The 20579-nt window shown below is 64.8% G+C and carries 19 protein-coding genes; 15 read left to right on the forward strand and 4 right to left on the reverse strand.

Annotated features, from left to right (window positions below; translation table 11 throughout):
• Positions 1–3: 3 nt before the first annotated feature.
• The 4 genes from A4C63_RS03160 to ydcS form a co-directional block, all read right to left on the reverse strand.
• Positions 4–810: an ABC transporter permease gene (locus A4C63_RS03160; protein WP_063911465.1), complete on the reverse strand. Its 807-nt coding sequence runs from the start codon at positions 808–810 to the stop codon at positions 4–6.
• A complete protein-coding gene (locus A4C63_RS03165; RefSeq protein WP_063911466.1) occupies positions 800–1711 on the reverse strand; it encodes an ABC transporter permease in 912 nt (303 codons plus the stop codon). The genes A4C63_RS03160 and A4C63_RS03165 overlap by 11 nt, the downstream gene beginning before the upstream one ends.
• A 1-nt stretch (position 1712) precedes the next feature.
• Positions 1713–2744 (reverse strand): ABC transporter ATP-binding protein, encoded by a 1032-nt coding sequence (locus A4C63_RS03170; RefSeq protein WP_063911467.1) that lies wholly within the window; start codon positions 2742–2744, stop codon positions 1713–1715.
• 150 nt (positions 2745–2894) lie between these two features.
• Positions 2895–4046: a putative ABC transporter substrate-binding protein YdcS gene (gene ydcS, locus A4C63_RS03175; RefSeq protein ID WP_063911468.1), complete on the reverse strand. Its 1152-nt coding sequence runs from the start codon at positions 4044–4046 to the stop codon at positions 2895–2897.
• A 217-nt stretch (positions 4047–4263) separates the two neighbouring features.
• Here ydcS and A4C63_RS03180 point away from each other — a divergent pair, with 217 nt between their 5' ends.
• From A4C63_RS03180 to A4C63_RS03250, 15 genes are all read left to right on the forward strand, one after another.
• Entirely contained in the window at positions 4264–4956 is a 693-nt protein-coding gene (locus A4C63_RS03180) for a tellurite resistance TerB family protein (RefSeq protein ID WP_063911469.1), read from the forward strand.
• A 156-nt stretch (positions 4957–5112) separates the two neighbouring features.
• A complete protein-coding gene (locus A4C63_RS03185; protein WP_063911470.1) occupies positions 5113–6735 on the forward strand; it encodes a methyl-accepting chemotaxis protein in 1623 nt (540 codons plus the stop codon).
• 5 nt (positions 6736–6740) lie between these two features.
• Complete coding sequence (locus A4C63_RS03190; RefSeq protein WP_063911471.1) at positions 6741–7247, forward strand: chemotaxis protein CheW; 507 nt, start codon at positions 6741–6743, stop codon at positions 7245–7247.
• Positions 7244–8518, forward strand: coding sequence for a protein-glutamate O-methyltransferase CheR (locus A4C63_RS03195; RefSeq protein ID WP_063911472.1), 1275 nt, complete (start codon positions 7244–7246; stop codon positions 8516–8518). The genes A4C63_RS03190 and A4C63_RS03195 overlap by 4 nt, the downstream gene beginning before the upstream one ends.
• Positions 8519–8529: 11 nt before the next feature.
• A complete protein-coding gene (locus tag A4C63_RS03200) occupies positions 8530–9177 on the forward strand; it encodes a chemotaxis protein CheW (RefSeq protein WP_371106001.1) in 648 nt (215 codons plus the stop codon).
• A complete protein-coding gene (locus A4C63_RS03205; RefSeq protein WP_063911474.1) occupies positions 9174–11477 on the forward strand; it encodes a hybrid sensor histidine kinase/response regulator in 2304 nt (767 codons plus the stop codon). Before A4C63_RS03200 ends, A4C63_RS03205 begins: the two co-directional genes overlap by 4 nt.
• The gene (gene wspF, locus A4C63_RS03210) at positions 11474–12487 is read left to right on the forward strand and encodes a Wsp signal transduction system protein-glutamate methylesterase WspF (RefSeq protein WP_063911475.1); all 1014 of its coding nucleotides are present in this window, start codon (positions 11474–11476) and stop codon (positions 12485–12487) included. Before A4C63_RS03205 ends, wspF begins: the two co-directional genes overlap by 4 nt.
• Before the next feature lie 51 nt (positions 12488–12538).
• Positions 12539–13543: a Wsp signal transduction system regulator diguanylate cyclase WspR gene (gene wspR / locus A4C63_RS03215; protein WP_063911476.1), complete on the forward strand. Its 1005-nt coding sequence runs from the start codon at positions 12539–12541 to the stop codon at positions 13541–13543.
• Between the two features lie 124 nt (positions 13544–13667).
• Positions 13668–14763 (forward strand): peptide chain release factor 2 gene (gene prfB / locus A4C63_RS26215; protein ID WP_096009945.1). Its coding sequence is split into 2 segments (ribosomal slippage): positions 13668–13739 and positions 13741–14763, totalling 1095 coding nucleotides; the frame shifts between segments, so codons are not numbered across the junction.
• A gap of 93 nt (positions 14764–14856) precedes the next feature.
• The gene (lysS, locus tag A4C63_RS03225; protein WP_063911477.1) at positions 14857–16359 is read left to right on the forward strand and encodes a lysine--tRNA ligase; all 1503 of its coding nucleotides are present in this window, start codon (positions 14857–14859) and stop codon (positions 16357–16359) included.
• A gap of 266 nt (positions 16360–16625) precedes the next feature.
• On the forward strand, positions 16626–17330 hold the full coding sequence (locus tag A4C63_RS03230) for a TetR/AcrR family transcriptional regulator (RefSeq protein WP_063911478.1): 705 nt from the start codon (positions 16626–16628) through the stop codon (positions 17328–17330).
• Between the two features lie 29 nt (positions 17331–17359).
• Entirely contained in the window at positions 17360–17908 is a 549-nt protein-coding gene (locus tag A4C63_RS03235) for a hypothetical protein (protein WP_063911479.1), read from the forward strand.
• A gap of 131 nt (positions 17909–18039) precedes the next feature.
• On the forward strand, positions 18040–19317 hold the full coding sequence (locus tag A4C63_RS03240; RefSeq protein ID WP_025337939.1) for a flavohemoglobin expression-modulating QEGLA motif protein: 1278 nt from the start codon (positions 18040–18042) through the stop codon (positions 19315–19317).
• Complete coding sequence (locus tag A4C63_RS03245) at positions 19289–20212, forward strand: alpha/beta hydrolase (protein ID WP_063911480.1); 924 nt, start codon at positions 19289–19291, stop codon at positions 20210–20212. Before A4C63_RS03240 ends, A4C63_RS03245 begins: the two co-directional genes overlap by 29 nt.
• Positions 20209–20535 (forward strand): hypothetical protein, encoded by a 327-nt coding sequence (locus tag A4C63_RS03250; RefSeq protein WP_003252219.1) that lies wholly within the window; start codon positions 20209–20211, stop codon positions 20533–20535. Before A4C63_RS03245 ends, A4C63_RS03250 begins: the two co-directional genes overlap by 4 nt.
• Positions 20536–20579: the final 44 nt, after the last annotated feature.

The raw sequence follows: 20579 nt of genomic DNA on the forward strand, positions 1-20579 counted from the left end.
GGGTCATTTGCCACTGCCCGCGACGCTTTCGCCGCCACGGGTCAGGTAATAGGCGCCAAGGATTGGCAGCATGGTCACCAGCATCACCAGCATGGCGACCACGTTGGTCACCGGCACGTCGCGCGGGCGGCTGAGCTGGTTGAGCAGCCAGATCGGCAGGGTGCGTTCGTGGCCGGCGGTGAAGGTGGTGACGATGATTTCGTCGAACGACAGGGCAAAGGCCAGCATGCCGCCGGCCAGCAACGCCGAGCCGAGGTTGGGCAGGATGATGTAGCGGAAGGTCTGCCAGCCGTCGGCGCCCAGGTCCATCGAGGCTTCGATCAGGCTCTGCGAAGTACGCCGCAGGCGGGCGATCACGTTGTTGTAGACGATCACCACGCAGAACGTGGCGTGGCCGACCACGATGGTGAACAGGCCGGGCTCTATCCCTAAGGTCTTGAACGCCGAGAGCAGGGCGATGCCGGTGATGATGCCGGGCAGGGCGATAGGCAGGATCAGCATCAGCGAAATGCTCTCCTTGCCGAAAAAGCTGCGCCGGTACAGCGCCGCCGAGGCCAGTGTGCCGAGCACCAGGGCGATCAGCGTGGCCAGGCAGGCCACCTGCAGCGACAGCTTGATCGCCTCCAGCACATCGGGCCGGGCGAAGGCCACGGCGAACCACTTCAGGGTAAAGCCCTTGGGCGGGAAGCTGAACGCTGCGTCTTCGGTGTTGAAGGCGTACAGGAAGATGATCAGGATCGGGAAGTGCAGGAACAGCAACCCACCCCAGGCCGCCAGGCGCAGCCCGGTCGAGGCTTTTTCAGAGTGCATCGAAGGCCCCCAGGCGCTTGACGATGGAAAGGTACACCGCGATCAGCACGATCGGCACCAGGGTGAACGCGGCGGCCATCGGCATGTTGCCGATCGCCCCTTGCTGGGCATAGACCATGCTCCCGATGAAGTAACCGGGCGGGCCGACCAGCTGCGGCACGATGAAGTCGCCCAGGGTCAGCGAGAAGGTAAAGATCGAGCCGGCGGCGATGCCCGGGATCGACAGCGGCAGGATCACTTGCACGAAGGTTTGCCCGGGCCGTGCGCCGAGGTCTGCCGAGGCCTGCAGCAGCGACGGCGGCAAGCGCTCCAGCGAGGCCTGGATCGGCAGGATCATGAACGGCAGCCAGATGTACACGAACACCATGAAGCGCCCCAGGTGCGAAGTCGACAGCGTGCTGCCGCCAACGCCCGGCAGCGCCAGCACCGTTTGCAGCAGGGCATCCAGGTGCAGTTGCTGGACGAACCACTGGGCCACGCCGCCCTTGGCCAGCAGCAGGGTCCAGGCGTAGGTCTTGACGATGTAGCTGGCCCACATCGGCATCATCACCGCGATGTAGAAAAACGCCTTGGTCTTGCCGCTGGTGTAGCGCGCCATGTAGTAGGCGATGGGGAAGGCCAGTACCGCACTGGCCAGCGACACCGCCAGTGCCATGCCCAGGGTGCGCAGGATGATGTCGAAGTTCGACGGGTTGAACAGCGCGGCGAAATTGCCCAGGGTCAGGTCCGGGGTTACCGCCATGGTGAAGTCGTCGAAGGTATAGAAACCCTGCCACAGCAGGTTCAGCAGCGAGCCCAGGTAGATCGCGCCGAACCAGGTCAGCGGCGGGATCAGCAGCAGGGCCAGGTACAGGTTGGGGCGCCGGTACAGCAGGTTGGACAGGCCGCGCAGTGTGCTCATGTCAGCGGCCCTCGGTTTCCCGCAGCACCGTCATGGCTTCACGGGGCCAGTGTGCCTGTACCCGTTGCCCGGGTTGCCAGGCCTGTGCCTGCGCCTGCCAGCGGTCGTTGGCCTGGCTCACCGCCAGTAGCTGGCCGCTGTCCAGTTGCAGCTCGTAGCGGGTGGCACTGCCCTGGTACTGGATATCGTGCAGCAGGCCGCTGACCTGGACATGCTGACCGGCTGTGGCCGGGTCGCCGAGACGGATGTGTTCGGGGCGGATGGAGAAGGGCGCCGGGCTGCCATTGAGCAGTGTGGCCAGTTCGCCGCGCACAACGTTGGAGGTGCCGACGAATTCGGCAACGAAGGGGGTGGCCGGTTGCATGTACAGGTTGCGCGGGGTGTCGACCTGCTCGATGCGGCCACGGTTGAACACCGCCACCCGGTCGGACATCGACAGCGCCTCCGTCTGGTCGTGGGTGACGAAAATGAAGGTGATGCCCAGCTGGCGTTGCAGCTTTTTCAGCTCGCCCTGCATCTGTTCGCGCAGCTTCAGGTCCAGCGCGCCCAGCGGCTCGTCCAGCAGCAGGACCCGTGGTCGGTTGACCAGCGCGCGGGCCAGGGCCACGCGTTGGCGTTGGCCGCCGGACAGCTGCGCCGGCTTGCGCGCGCCGTAGCCGGCCAGGGCCACCATTGCCAGGGCTTCTTCGGCGCGGCTGTGGCGTTCGGCCTTGGCCACGCCTTTTACCTTCAGGCCGTAGGCGATGTTGTCCAGGACGTTCATGTGCGGGAACAGTGCGTAGTCCTGGAATACGGTGTTGACGTCGCGCTGGTAGGGCGGCACGCCGGCGGCTTCGACGCCGTGGATGCGGATCGAACCGCTGGTGGGTTGCTCGAAGCCGGCGATCAGGCGCAGGCAGGTGGTCTTGCCCGAGCCAGAGGGGCCGAGCATGGAGAAGAATTCGCCATCGATGATGTCGATGCTGACCTGGTCGACGGCCTTGACCTCGCCGAAGGTGCGGGAAACCTGGGTGAACTGGACGGCTAGGGGCATGCATGGGCTCCGGACAACTGACTTAATCCTGTGCTGGCCTCTTCGCGGGTGAACCCGCTCCTACAGGTTCATCACCGCCTGTAAGGGTGGTGCTTTACCTGTGGGAGCGGGTTCACCCGCGAAGAGGCCGGCACAGGCATTCAGGCAACCTCAGCGCCCACCCATGATCGCAATGTAATCCTGGGTCCAGCGGCTATATGGCACGAACTTACCCCCCTGGGCCTGCGGGGTTTTCCAGAAGGCGATCTTGTCGAAGTTGTCGAAGCCGTTGGTCTTGCAACCCTCGGCCCCCAGCAGCTCGCTGCCGGTGCAGGCAGCCGGTACCGCCGGCAAGGAACCGAACCAGGCCGCCACATCACCCTGTACCTTCGGCTGCAGCGACCAGTCCATCCACTTGTAGGCACAGTTGGGGTGCTTGGCCTCGCTGTGCAGCATGGTGGTGTCGGCCCAGCCGGTTGCGCCTTCCTTGGGAATGGTCGAGGCCACAGGCTGCTTCTCGGCCTTCAGGCCATTGACCATGTAACCCCAGGAGCTGGAGGCGACCACGCCTTCGTTCTTCACGTCGCTCATCTGCACCGTGGCGTCATGCCAGTAGCGATGGATCAGCGGTTGCTGCTGGCGCAGCAGTTCCAGCACGGCCTTGTACTGAGCTTCGCTCAGCTCGTACGGGTCCTGGATGCCCAGCTCCGGCTTGGCCGTCTTCAGGTACAACGCCGCATCGGCGATGTAGATCGGCCCATCGTAGGCTTGCACGCGGCCCTTGTTCGGCTTGCCGTCGGGCAGGTTCTGCGGCTCGAACAGTACGCCCCAGCTGGTGGGCGCCTGCTTGAACACGTCGGTGTTGTACAGCAGCACGTTCGGCCCCCACTGGTACGGGGTACCGTAGACCCGCTTGTCGACCACGTACCAGCCACCGTTCTGCAGCCGTGGGTCGATGTTCTTCCAGTTGGGAATCAAGGCGGTGTTGATCGGCTGTACCCGCTTGCCCGCGATCAGCCGCAGCGAGGCATCACCCGAGGCGGTGACCAGGTCGTAGCCGCCCTTGGTCATCAGGCTGACCATTTCGTCCGAGGTGGCGGCGGTCTTGACGCTGACCTTGCAGCCGGTTTCCTTCTCGAATCCGGTCACCCAGTCGTAGGCCTTGTCGCTTTCACCGCGCTCGATGTAGCCGGGCCAGGCGACGATGTCCAGGCGGCCCTCGCCGGGCCCCAGGGCCTTGGGCTGTTCGGCAGCCTGCAGGCTGGCGCTGGCCAGCACGGCGCAGGCGGTGGCGCCGAGCAATGCGGTCTTGTGCACTGACATGGTGTTCCCTCTTCTTGGAGATTTTGGTCGGGGCAGTCATCAAGCAAGCCGTGAAGCGATCGTTATAAGCGTAGTGCGGTTGCGCGCGGTGTTGGCGATATCGAGTCTAGTTGGCTTTTTGCCAGCCAATGCAACATCCGGAAGCAAATCCCCTCATGGCGATCGGGCAGGCAGGGCTTAACCTGACGGCTCCCTTGGCCAACGTGGAGACCGTTTGATGAATACCCGGGGATTGCTCGATCAGTTGCTCAAGTCCGGCCAGGACCTGCTCGCCAGCCAGGCCGTCAAGGGCAGTTCTGGCAAGCCAGGCACCCATGCCGGTGGCCTTGGCAGCCTGCTTTCCGGTGCCGGTGGCGGTGCCCTGGCGGCGGGCGCCATGGGCTTGCTGCTGGGCAACAGGAAAGCCCGCAAATATGGCGGCAAGGCCCTCACCTATGGTGGCCTGGCAGCGCTCGGTGTGCTGGCCTACAAGGCCTACGGCAATTGGCAGGCGCGCCAGCAGGTGGCCGCCGCCGAGCCACAGACCGTCGACCGCTTGCCGCCGGCCCAAGCCGAACAGCACAGCCAGGCGGTGCTGCGGGCGCTGGTGGCGGCGGCCAAGTCCGATGGCCATATCGACGAACGCGAGCGAGCGTTGATCGAGGGCGAATTCACCCGCCTGGACACTGACCGCGAATTGCAGCACTGGCTGCATGCCGAGCTGAACAAGCCACTGGACCCGGCCGAAGTGGCCCGTGCCGCGCAAACGCCGGAGATGGCCGCCGAGATGTACCTGGCCAGCGTGATGATGGTCGACCAGGAAAACTACATGGAGCGCGCCTACCTGGACGAACTGGCCCGCCAGTTGCGCCTGGACCCTGCCCTGCGCCAGGAGTTGGAGGGCCAGGCAAGGCTTGCTGCCGGCCAGTGATAGGGGCCGCACAGCGGCCCGATGGCCTTGGGCACAGATGACCTGCCTGTCGGCAAGGATCCCTGATTACCCCATATTTCAGCCGCATGAGCGCTGGGCGCCTAGGCTATACTTCGGCAATTTTCCCCGCTCGTTGTGAATTCCTGAGGGCTGAATGTGAAGAACTGGACCTTGCGCCAACGGATCCTGGCAAGTTTCGCCGTGATCATCGCCATCATGCTGCTGATGATCGTGGCCGCCTACTCGCGGTTGGCGACCATCGCATCCGCCGAGCAGGCAGTGGGGAGCGACAGCATTCCCGGGGTCTACTACAGCTCGATGATCCGTAGCGCCTGGGTCGACAGCTATGTCACCAGCCAGCAGCTGGTGGGCCTGTCCAACCGTCGTGAAATCACCTCGGCTGACATGGAGCTGTTCAAAGGTTTCGAGGACCGCCTGAAGCAGCACATGGCGAGTTACCAGGCCACGATCCTGAACCAAGCCGACCAGAGCCACTTCAACACCTTCGTGCAACTTGAAGAAAACTACATGAAGATCGTCGGCCAGGTTCTGGACGCCTACCGTCAGCACGACTATGACGGAGCCCAGCGGTTGATCAACGAGGTGCTCACCCCGGCATGGGTGGATGGGCGCAAGCATCTGAACCAGGTTATCGAGGACAATCGAGCCTCAGCTGAAACCGCCACCAGCGAAATCGTAAGCGCCGTAAGCACGGCCAAGGGCAGCATGGTGGTTTCGCTATTGCTGGCGATCATCGCCGCGGGCATTTGCGGCCTGCTGCTGTTGCGCGCCATCACTGCACCCGTGCAGCGCATTGTCCATGCCCTGGACAAACTGCGTTCGGGTGACCTGAGCATGCGTCTGAGCCTGGACCGCAAGGATGAGTTCGGTGCCATCGAAAGCGGCTTCAACGAAATGGCCGAGGCCTTGGCCAACCTGGTGTCCCAGGCCCAGCGTTCTTCGGTGCAGGTGACCACCTCGGTGACCGAAATCGCCGCCACCTCCAAGCAGCAGCAGGCCACTGCCACCGAAACGGCCGCCACCACCACCGAAATCGGCGCCACCTCGCGGGAGATTGCCGCCACCTCGCGTGACCTGGTACGCACCATGAGCGAAGTCACCTCGGCCGCCGACCAGGCCTCCAGCCTGGCTGGCTCTGGCCAGCAGGGCCTGGCGCGCATGGAAGAAACCATGCACCAGGTGATGGGCGCTGCCGACCTGGTCAACGCCAAGCTGGGCATCCTCAACGAAAAGGCCAGCAACATCACCCAGATGGTGGTAACCATCGTCAAGGTCGCCGACCAGACCAACCTGCTGTCGCTCAACGCTGCCATCGAAGCGGAAAAGGCCGGCGAGTACGGCCGCGGCTTTGCCGTGGTGGCCACCGAAGTGCGCCGCCTGGCCGACCAGACCGCCGTGGCCACCTACGACATCGAGCAGATGGTGCGCGAGATCCAGTCGGCGGTGTCGGCCGGGGTCATGGGCATGGACAAGTTCTCTGAAGAAGTGCGCCGCGGCATGTTCGAGGTGCAGCAGGTGGGCGAGCAGCTCAGCCAGATCATCCACCAGGTGCAGGCCCTGGCGCCGCGTGTGCTGATGGTCAACGAGGGCATGCAGGCCCAGGCCACTGGTGCCGAGCAGATCAACCAGGCGCTGGCCCAGCTCAGCGATGCCAGCACCCAGACCGTAGAGTCGCTGCGCCAGGCCAGTTTCGCCATCGATGAGCTGAGCCAGGTGGCCGCAGGCCTGCGTGGCGGCGTGTCGCGCTTCAAAGTCTGACTGCGATGAACAACTTGCAACCGCGCGCCGCGCGGGCGGGTAACGCCAAGGGGACGTTGTACCTGCAGTTTCGCATCCGGGAGCAGCGCTTTGCCCTGAGCGCGCACGAGGTGATCGAGGTGCTGCCGCGCCAGCCGCTCAAGCCGATCGCCAAGGCGCCTGCCTGGGTCGCAGGCATCCTTGCACACCGTGGCCTGCTGGTACCGGTGGTCGACCTGGCGGCATTGAGCTTCGGCCAGCCGGCAGCGCAGCGCACCAGTACCCGCCTGGTGCTGGTGCACTACCGAGGCGGCCTGCAGCTTGGCCTGATCCTGGAGCAGGCCACCGAAACCCTGCGTTGCCACCCCGACGAGTTTCAGCCGTATGGCATGGACAGCGGCGAAGCCCCGTACCTGGGCCCGGTGCGTCAGGATGAGCAGGGCTTGTTGCAGCGCATCGAGGTCAACGACCTGCTGCCCGATGCCGTGCACGAGTTGCTGTACGCGGATGATCCGACAGGGATGCCGACATGAACGAACAGCGTTTCTTCCGTTTCTTGCGCGAACGCATCGGCCTGGATGTGGAGTCGGTGGGCGCGCCCATGGTCGAGCGTGCGCTGCGTCAGCGTTGCGTAGCCGTGAACGCCGCGGACCTGGATGATTACTGGCTGCACCTGCAGCAGTCGATGGATGAGCAACAGGCGCTGATCGAAGCAGTCATTGTCCCGGAAACCTGGTTTTTCCGTTACCCCGAATCCTTCACCGCCTTGGCCAGCCTGGCGCACAAGCGCCTGGCCGAGTTGGCCGGGGCGCGCCCGCTGCGCTTGCTCAGCCTGCCATGCTCGACCGGCGAGGAACCCTATTCGCTGGCCATGGCCTTGCTCGATGCCGGCATCGCGCCGGGGGCGTTCCTGGTCGACGGCATGGACATCAGCCCCAGTTCAGTGGCCAAGGCCGGGCAGGCTGTGTACGGGCGTAATGCCTTCCGTGGCAGCGACCTGGGCTTTCGCGAGCGCTACTTCCATGCCCTCGACGAAGGCCACCACCTGCATGAGCGGGTGCGCGAGCAAGTCAGCCTGCAGGTAGGCAACGTGCTTGACCCGGCGCTGGTCAGCCGCGAGGGCCTGTACGACTTCGTGTTCTGCCGGAACCTGCTGATCTATTTCGACGTGCCGACCCAACAACGGGTGTTCGAAGTGCTCAAGCGCTTGCTGCACCCACAGGGCGTGCTGTTCATCGGCCCGGCCGAGGGCAGCTTGCTGGCGCGGTTGGGCATGCGCCCGCTGGGGATTGCCCAGTCGTTCGCCTACGTACGCCAGGAGGGCGGTGGCCCTGCGCCGGCGACGCCTCCGGTCCAGCCCTCGCGGCGCATGTCGCCAGCACTGGCTACGCCAGGCTACCCGCCACCGAGCGCTGCGTTGCCGCGCCCACTGCGCGTGCTGCCCGAGGCCGCGAAGCCAGTGCCAGCGCGCGAGCACAAGCGCGAGGAGGCAAGCGAGTTGCTGGCCAGCATTGCCCGGCTTGCCAATGCCGGCGCCAGCGAACAGGCCCGTGCCGAATGCCAGCGTTACCTGAGCCAGTTCGCACCTTCGGCGCAGGTGTACTACTGGCTGGGGCTGCTCAGCGATACCGAAGGTGATGCGCAGCAGGCGCTGACCCACTATCGCAAAGCCCTGTACCTTGAACCGCAGCACCCCGAGGCGCTTGTGCACCTGGCGGCCTTGCTGGCGGCCCAGGGTGACCTGGCCGGTGCCCGGCGCCTGCAGGAGCGCGCCGCCCGGGTTGGCCGGGAGTCTGAACGATGAAGGAATCCGCGATGCAATTGCTCGCCGAGGATGACGCGCACATCGACGACTGCTGGAACCGCATCGGCGTGCACGGCGACAAGCAGTGCCCGCTGCTGGAGCGTCACGTTCACTGCCGCAACTGCGAGGTCTATGCCGCTGCTGCCACTCGCCTGCTCGATCGCTACGCGCTGATGCAGGACCACCAGGCTGCCGTGGCGCCGCCGGTCGAGGAAAGCAGTGGTCGCTCCATGCTGCTGTTCCGCCTGGGTGAAGAGTGGCTGGCGCTGGCCACCGCCTGCCTGGCCGAAATTGCCCCGTTGCAGGCAGTGCATTCGCTGCCGCACCAGCGCTCGCGGGTATTGCTGGGGGTGGCCAACGTGCGCGGTGCGCTGGTGCCGTGCCTGTCACTGGCCGACCTGCTGGGCGTGCAGGCCAGTGCTGCCGAACAACGCAGCGGCCGGGCGATGCCGCGCATGTTGATCCTGGCCGCCGAGGGCGGGCCGGTAGTGATGGCGGTCGAGGAAATCGACGGCATTCACCGGCTCGACCCGCTGCTGCTGGGCAGCGGCCAGGACGCCAACCACTTTACCGCTGCGGTTCTGCAATGGCGTGGCCGCAGCGTGCGGGTGCTGGACGATCAACACTTACTGTCTGCCGTGCAGCGGAGCCTGTCATGACCCCAGAGCAAATGCGCGACGCATCGTTGCTCGAACTCTTCAGCCTGGAGGCCGAGGCGCAGACCCAGGTCCTCAGTGCCGGCCTGATGGCGCTGGAGCGTAACCCCACGCAGGCCGACCAGCTCGAGGCTTGCATGCGCGCCGCCCACTCGCTGAAGGGGGCGGCGCGGATCGTCGGGGTGGACGCTGGCGTCAGCGTCGCCCACGTCATGGAGGACTGCCTGGTGGCTGCCCAGGAAGGCCGCGTGCGTCTGAGCGCCGAGCATATCGACGCCCTGCTGCAGGGCACTGACCTGTTGATGCGCATCGCTACGCCTGGCGACGTCGGGGCGCAGGCGACCCTGCCGGTGTTCCTCGCGCAAATGGCCAGCCTACTCGACCCAGGGGCGGTAGCCATGCCCTCCGTGCCGCCAGCCGTGTCTGCGCTGCCGGAAACGCCGGTGCAAACCGCGCAAGCCGAACCTTTGCCGCTGCCTGTTGAACCCTTGGAGGCAGAGTCCGAGCCCGAGGTGCCCCTCCGTCGCAAGGCCGGCAAGCGCGCCGGTGAAGGCACGGAGCGGGTGCTGCGGGTCACCGCCGACCGCCTCAACAGCCTGCTCGACCTGTCCAGCAAGTCGTTGGTGGAAACCCAGCGGCTCAAGCCTTACCTGGCCACCCTGCAGCGCCTCAAGCGCATGCATGGCCAGGGCATGCAGGCGCTTGACGGCCTGCGCATGCAGCTGGAGGACAGTGGCCAGAGCAGCGAGGTGCTCGAAGCCCTGGCGCAGACCCAGCGCCTGTTGGTGGAAACCCAGGAAATTCTGCAGCAGCAGGCTGGCGACCTGGACGAGTTCGGCTGGCAGGCCAGCCAGCGCGCACAATTGCTGTACGACACCGCGCTGGCCTGCCGGATGCGGCCGTTTGCCGATGTGTTGACCGGCCAGAGCCGCATGGTGCGTGACCTTGGCCGATCGCTGGGCAAGCCGGTGCGGCTGCTGGTGGAAGGGGAGAAGACCCAGGTCGACCGCGATGTGCTGGAAAAGCTCGAAGCGCCGCTGACCCATCTGTTGCGCAACGCGGTCGACCACGGCATCGAACTGCCCGAGCGTCGTCTGCTGGCGGGCAAGGCGGAGGAGGGCGTGATCCGTCTGCGGGCCTCGCACCAGGCCGGTATGCTCAGCCTGGAACTGATCGACGACGGTGCCGGCATTGACCTCGAGCGCCTGCGCAGCAGCATCGTCGAGCGTGCCCTGTCGCCCGCCGACACGGTGGCGCGGATGAGCGAGGCAGAGCTACTGACGTTCCTGTTCCTGCCCGGTTTCAGCCTGCGCGACAAGGTCACCGAGGTGTCCGGCCGCGGCGTGGGCCTGGATGCGGTGCAGCACATGATCCGTGAGCTGCGCGGTTCGATCGAGCTGACCCAGCTGGCCGGGCAGGGCTGCCGTTTCCACCTGCAGGTGCCGCTGACCCTGTCGGTGGTGCGCAGCCTGGTGGTCGAGGTGGGGGGCGAGGCTTATGCCTTCCCGCTCGCCCATATCGAACGCACACTGAACGTGAGCGCCGAAGAGATCGTGCAGATCGAAGGGCGCCAGCACTTCTGGCATGAAGGCCGGCACATCGGCCTGGTCGCGGCCAGCCAGCTGCTCAACCGCCCGGCCGGGCAAACGCAGGAGAGCAGCTTGCGGGTGGTGGTGATCCGCGAGCGCGAGCAACTGTATGGCGTGGCCGTGGAGCGGTTGGTAGGCGAGCGGGTGCTGGTGGTGATGCCGCTCGATCCACGGCTGGGCAAGGTGAAGGACATTTCCTCCGGCGCCTTGCTCGACGATGGCTCGGTGGTGTTGATCGTCGATGTCGAGGACTTGCTGCGCTCGGTGGAAAAACTGCTCAGCACCGGCAGCCTGGAACGCATCGAACGCGGCAGCAGCGGCGCCCGTGGCGTGGCGCGCCAGCGCATCCTGGTGGTTGACGACTCGCTGACCGTGCGTGAACTGCAACGCAAGCTACTCGGCAACCGTGGCTACGACGTGGCCGTGGCGGTGGATGGCATGGACGGCTGGAACGCCCTGCGTGGCGAGGACTTCGACCTGCTGATCACCGACATCGACATGCCACGCATGGACGGCATCGAGCTGGTCACCCTGGTACGCCGCGACCAGCGCCTGCAATCGCTGCCGGTGATGGTGGTGTCCTACAAGGACCGTGAGGAGGACCGACGGCGTGGCCTGGATGCCGGTGCCGACTACTATTTGGCAAAGGCCAGTTTCCACGACGATGCGTTGCTGGATGCTGTGGTTGAGCTGATCGGAGGTGCTCAGGGATGAAGATCGCCATCGTCAACGACATGCCCATGGCTGTCGAGGCGCTGCGCCGGGTGGTTGCCTTCGAGCCCGAGCACCAGGTGATATGGGTGGCCGGTAATGGTGCCGAGGCGGTGCAGCGTTGCACGGAGCAACTACCGGACCTGATCCTCATGGACCTGATAATGCCGGTGATGGACGGCGTCGAGGCCACTCGCAGGATCATGGCCGAAACCCCCTGCGCCATCGTAGTCGTAACGGTCGACCGTAAACAGAACATGCATCGGGTGTTCGAGGCCATGGGTCACGGCGCCCTCGATGTGGTCGACACGCCGGCGCTGGGGGCGGGCGATCCGCGCGAAGCGGCAGCGCCACTGCTGCGCAAGATCCTCAACATAAGCTGGCTGATCGGCCAGCAGCGTGCCCCGGCCGCACGCTCGGTCGCTGCGCCAGTGCGGGCCGCGTCCCAGCACCGCGGGCTGGTGGCGATTGGCTCGTCCGCTGGCGGCCCGGCTGCCCTTGAAGTGCTGCTCAAGGGCCTGCCGGCGGCATTTCCGGCGGCGATCGTGCTGGTCCAGCATGTGGACCAGGTCTTTGCTGCCGGCATGGCCGAATGGCTCAGCAGCGCTGCCGGCCTGCCGGTGCGCCTGGCCCGTGAAGGCGAGCCACCGCAGCCGGGGCAGGTGTTGCTGGCCGGCACCAACCACCACATCCGCCTGCTACAGAACGGCCAACTGGCCTACACTGCCGAACCTGTCAATGAAATCTACCGCCCCTCGATCGATGTGTTCTTCGAGAGTGTGGCGCGCTATTGGACCGGCGATGCGGTGGGCGTGTTGCTTACCGGCATGGGCCGCGACGGTGCCCAGGGCCTGAAGCTGATGCGCCAGCAGGGGTTCCTGACCATTGCCCAGGACCAGGCCAGCAGCGCGGTGTACGGGATGCCCAAGGCCGCTGCGGCCATTGATGCTGCGGTGGAAATCCGCCCGCTGGAACGCATAGCCGGGCGCTTGATGGAATTTTTCGCAAAATGACGAAGTGTATTGAATCACGCCGCCAGGCCGGCAGTGATCGGGTGAACAGGTATGAATGACTTACCGATCGAAGGTTTCACGACCGCCAACGAGAACTCGGCAATGGTGCTGCTGGTCGACGACCAGGCCATGATCGGCGAGGCGGTGCGGCGTGGCCTGGCCAATGAAGAGAACATCGACTTCCACTTCTGCGCCGACCCGCACCAGGCGGTGGCCCAGGCCGTGCGCATCAAGCCCACGGTGATCCTTCAGGACCTGATCATGCCTGGCCTGGACGGGCTGACCCTGGTGCGTGAATACCGCAACAACCCGGCGACGCAGGATATCCCGATCATCGTTCTGTCGACCAAGGAAGACCCGCTGGTCAAGAGCGCAGCCTTTGCCGCCGGGGCCAACGATTACCTGGTCAAGTTGCCGGACACCATCGAGCTGGTGGCGCGAATCCGCTACCACTCGCGTTCCTACCTGACACTGCTGCAGCGCGACGAGGCCTACCGCGCCCTGCGCGTCAGCCAGCAGCAACTGCTCGATACCAACCTGATGCTGCAGCGGCTGATGAACTCCGACGGCCTGACCGGGTTGTCCAACCGGCGCCACTTCGACGAGTACCTTGAGCTGGAGTGGCGCCGTGCCATGCGTGAACAGCAGCAATTGTCGCTGCTGATGATCGACGTGGACTTCTTCAAGGCCTACAACGACAGCTTCGGCCACCTGGCCGGTGACGAGGCCCTGCGCCAGGTGGCCGAGGCGATACGCGGCTCGTGCTCGCGGCCGACCGACCTGCCGGCGCGCTATGGCGGCGAGGAGTTCGTCCTGGTGTTGCCCAACACCTCGCCGGGTGGGGCACGGCTGGTGGCCGAGAAGCTGCGCCAGACCGTGCTCGGCCTGGGCATCCCGCACACCGCGCCGGTGCCCGACTCGTATCTGACCGTGAGCATCGGCCTGGCCACCCAGACTCCGTCTATCGGCAGCCATAGCCGGCAGCTGATCTCGGCTGCGGACAAAGGCCTGTACCAGGCCAAGAATGGCGGGCGCAACCAGGTTGGCATCGCCTGACAGGGCCTGCACCGCTCCTACACGGGTAATTGCGGCCATTCGGGCGCCCGGCGGGTCTGCCGCCCTGCGGCGGACTCGGTTATACTCGCAGGCTTTTCACCGAATTCGTGCGAGTAGCCAGCCCATGGAAATCCAACCGATCCTGAACACCATCAAGGACCTTACCGAGCGTTCCCAGTCCATTCGGGGGTATCTTTGACTACGATCACAAGCATGACCGCCTGATCGAAGTCAACCGCGAGCTGGAAGACCCCAACGTCTGGAACAAGCCCGAGTACGCCCAGGCCCTGGGCCGCGAGCGTGCCATGCTGGCGCAGGTCGTCGAGACCCTGGACAAACTGTCCAACGGCCTGTCCGACTGCAAGGACCTGCTCGACATGGCCGTCGAGGAAGAGGATGAAGGCGCCGTAAGCGACGTCGAGACCGAGCTGCAAGCCCTGGAAGAGTCCCTGGCCCTGCTTGAGTTCCGTCGCATGTTCAGCGGCGAGATGGACATGAACAACGCCTACCTGGACATCCAGGCCGGCTCCGGTGGTACCGAGGCGCAGGACTGGGCCAACATCCTGCTGCGCATGTACCTGCGCTGGGCCGACAAGCGTGGTTTCGACGCTACCATCATCGAGCTTTCCGAAGGTGAAGTCGCCGGTATCAAGGGCGCCACCGTGCATATCAAGGGCGAGTACGCCTTCGGCTGGCTGCGCACCGAGATCGGCGTGCACCGCCTGGTGCGCAAGAGCCCGTTCGACTCCGGTGCCCGTCGCCACACCTCGTTCTCCGCGGTGTTCGTATCGCCCGAGATCGACGACAAGGTCGAGATCGAGATCAACCCGGCCGACCTGCGTATCGACACCTACCGTTCCTCCGGTGCCGGTGGTCAGCACGTGAACACCACCGACTCGGCGGTGCGTATCACCCACGTGCCGACCAACACCGTGGTGGCCTGCCAGAACGAACGCTCCCAGCACGCCAACAAGGACACCGCCATGAAAATGCTGCGGGCCAAGTTGTACGAGCTGGAAATGCAGAAGCGCAACGCCGCCTCGCAGGCGCTGGAAGACAGCAAGTCGGACATCGGCTGGGGCCACCAGATCCGTTCCTACGTGCTGGATGACTCGCGTATCAAGGACCTGCGTACCGGTGTCGAGCGCAGCGACTGCCAGAAAGTCCTGGACGGTGACCTCGACCAGTACCTGGAAGCGAGCCTCAAACAGGGGCTGTAAACCGCACACAACCGCCGCGGTACCTGGCCTGTGGCCGGTATCGCGTGCCCTGCCCGAAAGGGGCACCGAACACCTGATGGAAAGAATGACGAAATGAGCGACCTCAAGACCGAAGTGCAAGACCTGCAACAGGAAGAAAACGCCCTGATCGCCCTGCGCAAGGAAAAGCTTGCCGCCGAGCGCGCCAAGGGCAATGCCTTCCCCAATGACTTCCGTCGCGACAGCTACTGCAACGACCTGCAGAAACAGTACGCGGACAAGACCAAGGAAGAACTGGAAGCTGCAGCGATTCCGGTCAAGGTTGCCGGTCGCATCATGCTCAACCGTGGCTCGTTCATGGTCATTCAGGACATGACCGGCCGCATTCAGGTCTACGTCAACCGCAAGACCTTGTCGGAAGAAACCCTGGCCGCGGTCAAGACCTGGGACCTGGGCGACATCATCAGCGCCGAAGGCACCCTGGCCCGTTCCGGCAAGGGCGACCTGTACGTCGAAATGACCAACGTGCGCCTGCTGACCAAGTCGCTGCGCCCGCTGCCCGACAAGCACCACGGCCTGACTGACACCGAGCAGCGCTACCGCCAGCGTTACGTCGACCTGATGGTCAATGAGGAAACCCGCCACACCTTCCGTGTGCGTTCGCAGGTGATCTCGCATATCCGCAAGTTCCTCATCGAGCGCGACTTCCTCGAAGTCGAGACGCCGATGCTGCAGACCATCCCGGGCGGTGCCGCGGCCAAGCCGTTCGAAACCCACCACAACGCCCTGGACATGGCCATGTTCCTGCGTATTGCGCCGGAGCTGTACCTCAAGCGCCTGGTGGTGGGTGGCTTCGAGAAGGTGTTCGAGATCAACCGCAACTTCCGTAACGAAGGCGTTTCGACTCGTCACAACCCTGAATTCACCATGCTCGAGTTCTACCAGGCCTACGCCGACTACCGCGACAACATGGACCTCACCGAGGAACTGTTCCGCGAGCTGGCGCAACTGGTACTGGGCACTACCGACGTGCCGTACGGCGACAAGGTATTCCACTTCGGTGAGCCGTTCGCCCGCCTGTCGGTATTCGACTCGATCCTCAAGTACAACCCGGAGCTGACCGCTGCCGACCTGCAGGACGTCGACCGCGCCCGCGACATCGCCAAAAAGGCCGGCGCCAAGGTGCTGGGCCACGAAGGCCTGGGCAAGCTGCAGGTGATGATTTTCGAAGAGCTGGTCGAGCACAAGCTGGAGCAGCCGCACTTCATCACCGAGTACCCGTTCGAAGTGTCGCCGCTGGCCCGTCGCAATGACGACAACCCGGCTGTTACCGACCGTTTCGAGCTGTTCATCGGTGGCCGCGAGATTGCCAACGCCTACTCCGAGCTCAACGATGCCGAAGACCAGGCCGAGCGCTTCCTGGCCCAGGTGGCCGAGAAGGATGCCGGTGACGACGAAGCCATGCACTACGACGCCGACTTCGTTCGCGCCCTGGAATACGGCATGCCGCCGACTGCAGGTGAAGGCATCGGCATCGACCGCCTGGTGATGCTGCTGACCAACTCGCCGTCGATCCGCGACGTGATCCTGTTCCCGCACATGCGTCCGCAGGCCTGAGTGAATTGAACGAGCCGCCTTTCGAGGCGGCTTTTTCTTGCCTGAAGCTCTATGTTGTCAGTACCGGCCTCTTCGCGGGCACGCCCGCTCCCACAGGGACTCCACAGGTCCTGACAGGTGTGTTTTCCCTCGGGAGCTGTTTTGCCAGCCACCATAGGCCTGCACAGGTCCTGAATGTGGTGGGGGCCCTGTGGGAGCGGGCGTGCCCGCGAAGAGGCCGGCACTGACGAAACACTGTCCATGAGGTACCCTCCGTGACACCCGCAATGCCTCACCAGGGCGCCGCCGGCATCGCCACCGCCGTCGCCGAAAGCGTGCAATACCAAGGCCGCAAGACTGCCCGCCAGGGCAGCGAACAGCGTCGCCAGCTGATCCTCGACGCCGCCATGCGCATTGTCGTGCGCGACGGTGTACGCGGCGTACGCCATCGCGCCGTCGCCGCCGAGGCCGGTGTGCCACTGTCGGCCACCACCTACTACTTCAAGGACATCGAGGACCTGCTCACCGATACCTTCGCTCAGTATGTCGAGCGCAGCGCCGCCTACATGGCCAAGTTGTGGGCCAATACCGAGGTGGTGTTGCGTCAGTTGCTGGCCCAGGGCGACGGCAGCCCGCAGGCGCGGGCACGCCTGGCTGACGAGGTAGCGCGCATGACTGCCGACTACGTACAGCGGCAACTGCTGACCCGCCGTGACTTCCTGATGGCCGAGCAGGCCTTCCGCCAGGAGGCGCTGCTGTGCCCGCGCCTGGCCGAACTGGTGTGCGCCCATGAGCAGATCCTGCTGCATGGCACCCGGCAATTGCTGCAGGTGGTGGGCTCGCGGCAACCGGAACAGGACGCCCAAATGTTGACGGCGATTATCGAGCAGATGGAATATCAGGGCCTGCTCAAGGATGCGAACGCGCAAGCCGATGGGCAGATGCTCGCTATGCTTAGCCGATACCTGCAGCTGGTGCTGGCATCGGCCTGAGCCGAGACCGACTTTTCAAGGAGAACCTGATGAAAGCCTGGCGTGTGGTGTTGTTGACTCTGTCATTCCTGCTGCTGGGCGGCTGTCTGGTGACCTTCCACGAGCCCTTGCCGAGCAACCAGGCGGCGCCCAAGGCCTTGCTCGGCAAGTGGAGCAGCAAGGACGCCTGGGGCGAGCCGCTGAAGCTGGTGATCAGCCGTAGTGGCGCCGATGCCTACAAGGCGGTGGCCACGGCCAAGGGCAAGGCCCCTGAGGAATACGTGTTCACCGTGTCGCGCCACGGCAACCGCTGGTACCTGTCGGCCGGCGTGCCCAAGCGCCTGGGTGGCAACTTCCTGATCGGCGGTTTCGATATCGTCGATGGCAAGGAACTGGTGGTCTACAACCTGGATGTCGAGCAGGTGCAGCAGGCGGTGGACAAGAAGGAGCTGACCGGGCGCAGCACCGAGGTGCCTGAAGACAACGGCGACGGCGTGCTGATCGACAGCCCGTCGGCGCGGGTGCTGGCTTACCTGGACGACCCGGCCAACTCCGACCTGTTCGTTGAAGTGGCGCGGTTCCAGCGTTCCGGCAAATGACCGCGCTGGCTTCTTCGCGGCTGAAGCCGCTCCCACAGGGATTGCAGTACCTGTAGGAGCGGCTTTAGCCGCGAAGAGGGCGGTTCAGGCAATGCAAGGCTTGGCACTTTGTTCCAATAAGGAGTCCCCCGGTGGACGAATACCAGCAAACCATCCGTGCCCTGTCCGACCGCATCGTCGCGGCCCAGACCCCGATCCGGGTGCTGGACGCGGTGAAGTGGGACGACAACATCCGCCAGGGCTTCCTCAAGGCCAAGGGCAAGGAGCCGCCGGCCGTCGACCGTGCCTACTACCAGTCGCGCCCGCTGGCGTTCGATTCCAGTGCGGTCAAGGCCGAGTTCCAGGGCATCGAGCGGGACATCATTCGCCAGCTCGGGCAGTTCAACCCGGTCGGGCAGATCATGAAGCGCATGTGCCGCGAATACCGCATGGTGGTGCGCATGCTCGAAGCGCGCGGCACCGAGGATTTCGGCCTGATTTCCCAGGAGCTGTACGGCGCTGCCTCGGATGCCTTCCACGCCGGTGACCCGACCTTGGCCGACCTCGGCCTGATGCTGTCGGACTACCTGAACAACATCGATGGCCGTGGCGACCTCAAGGACGAACCGAAGAACCTCACCGCCAAGGAGGCCGTGGAAATCCTCCAGCACCGGCTGAACAAGGTGTTCGGCGAGGCCGAGGAGACCATCCGTGTGTTCGAGTCCGACGGCATCGTCGCCGATGCCGCGGCCGGGGCCGACTACATCAAGGTGCGTGCCGACGCCATGTTCAACGCCCGTGACGTGCGCGCCCTGGAGGTGCATGAAGGGCTGGTGCATGTCGGCACCACGCTCAACGGCCTGAACCAGCCGATCTGTACCTTCCTGGCCAAGGGCCCGCCCTCGTCGACGGTGACCCAGGAGGGCCTGGCCATCCTCATGGAGGTGATCGCCTTTGCCTCATACCCCAGCCGCCTGCGCAAGCTCACCAACCGCACCCGCGCCATCCACATGGTCGAGGAGGGTGCCGATTTCATGCAGATCTACAACTTCTTCCGCGAGCAGGGCTTCGAGATGGCGCAGAGCTACAGCAACGCCAGCCGGGTGTTCCGTGGGTCGGTGCCCAATGGCCTGCCATTTACCAAGGACTTGTCCTACCTCAAAGGCTTCATCATGGTTTACAACTACATTCAGTTGGCCGTGAAGAAGGGCAAGCTCGAACAGATCCCGTTGCTGTTCTGTGGCAAGACCACTCTGGAAGACATGCGCACCCTGCGTCAGCTGGTAGAGGAAGGTCTGGTCGAGCCGCCCAAGTACCTGCCCGAGCAGTTCCGCGACCTCAACGCGCTGTCGGCCTGGATGTGCTTCTCCAACTTCCTCAACCATCTGAGCCTGGACCGCATTGAAGCCGACTACGCGAACATTCTCTGAGTGCTGCCGCCTGCTGACCCTAGGCTTGATCCTGCTGGGCCTGGGCGGTTGCAGCAGCCTGCTGTTCTACCCCGAGCGTGGCCAGCCGTTCACGCCCGAGCGGGCCAGGCTCGAGTACCGCGATGTCACCCTGACCACGGCTGATGGCATCCGCCTGCATGGCTGGTGGTTGCCTGCCAAGGCCGGGGTCGAGGTCAAGGGCACGGTGCTGCACCTGCACGGCAATGGCGGCAATCTGCCTGGGCACCTGGGCGGCAGCTACTGGCTGCCGGAACAGGGCTACCAGGTGCTGATGATCGATTACCGCGGCTATGGCCTGTCCCAGGGCGAGCCGAGCCTGCCCGAGGTGTACGAGGATATCGCCGCGGCGATGGCGTGGCTGGACCAGGCGCCCGAGGTCAAGGGCAAGCCGCTGGTGCTGCTGGGGCAGAGCCTGGGCGGCGCCATGGCCATTCACTACCTGGCGGCCCACCCCGAGCAGCGCCAGCGTTTCAGCGCCCTGGTGTTCGACGGTGTGCCCGCCAGCTACCGTGCAGTCGGGCGCTTTGCCCTCAGTACCTCGTGGATGACCTGGCCGCTGCAGGTACCGCTGTCGTGGCTGGTGCCGGACGGCGACAGCGCGATCCGCTCGATCGAGCAGCTGAGCAGCCCGCCCAAGCTGTTCTTCCACAGCATCGACGACACCCTGGTGCCGATGGACAACGGCATCCGCCTGTACCAGCACGCGCCAGCGCCGCGGGTTCTGCAACTGACCCGTGGTGGCCACGTACAGACCTTCGCCGACCCGACCTGGCGCCAGGTGATGCTGCGTTTCCTCGATGACCCCAGCCATTTCAACGGCCTGCGGCGGTTGGCCGAAGTGCCCGATTACCCTGACGAGAAGAACAAGCAATGAGTGAAGAACGCAACGCCATCCCGCTGATCCTGACCGGTGTCGGCAGCATCATCGTGACGGTGGGGGCCTTGTGGTACTACGGTTACCTGCATTTCGCCAAGCCCGAGGATGCCCTGTTGCTGCAGGACTTCACCATGCTCAAGACCATCCCCGGCGAGGACTACAAGGTCTCGCTGGACCCGGCGCCCCAAGTGGCCCAGTGTGTCGATGGCGTGCTGGTGCTGTTCGACACCCAGCAAAAAGGCCTGACCGGCGTGCTGGTGGACAACCGCAAGCGCGCGGTGCGCTGCATGGGTGAGGAAACGCCGCAGCAGGTGCAGTGAGCCATTGTCTCTACTGCCTGAACTGGCCTCTTCGCGGGCACGCC

The organism is Pseudomonas sp. p21 (assembly GCF_001642705.1).
GTDB lineage: Bacteria > Pseudomonadota > Gammaproteobacteria > Pseudomonadales > Pseudomonadaceae > Aquipseudomonas.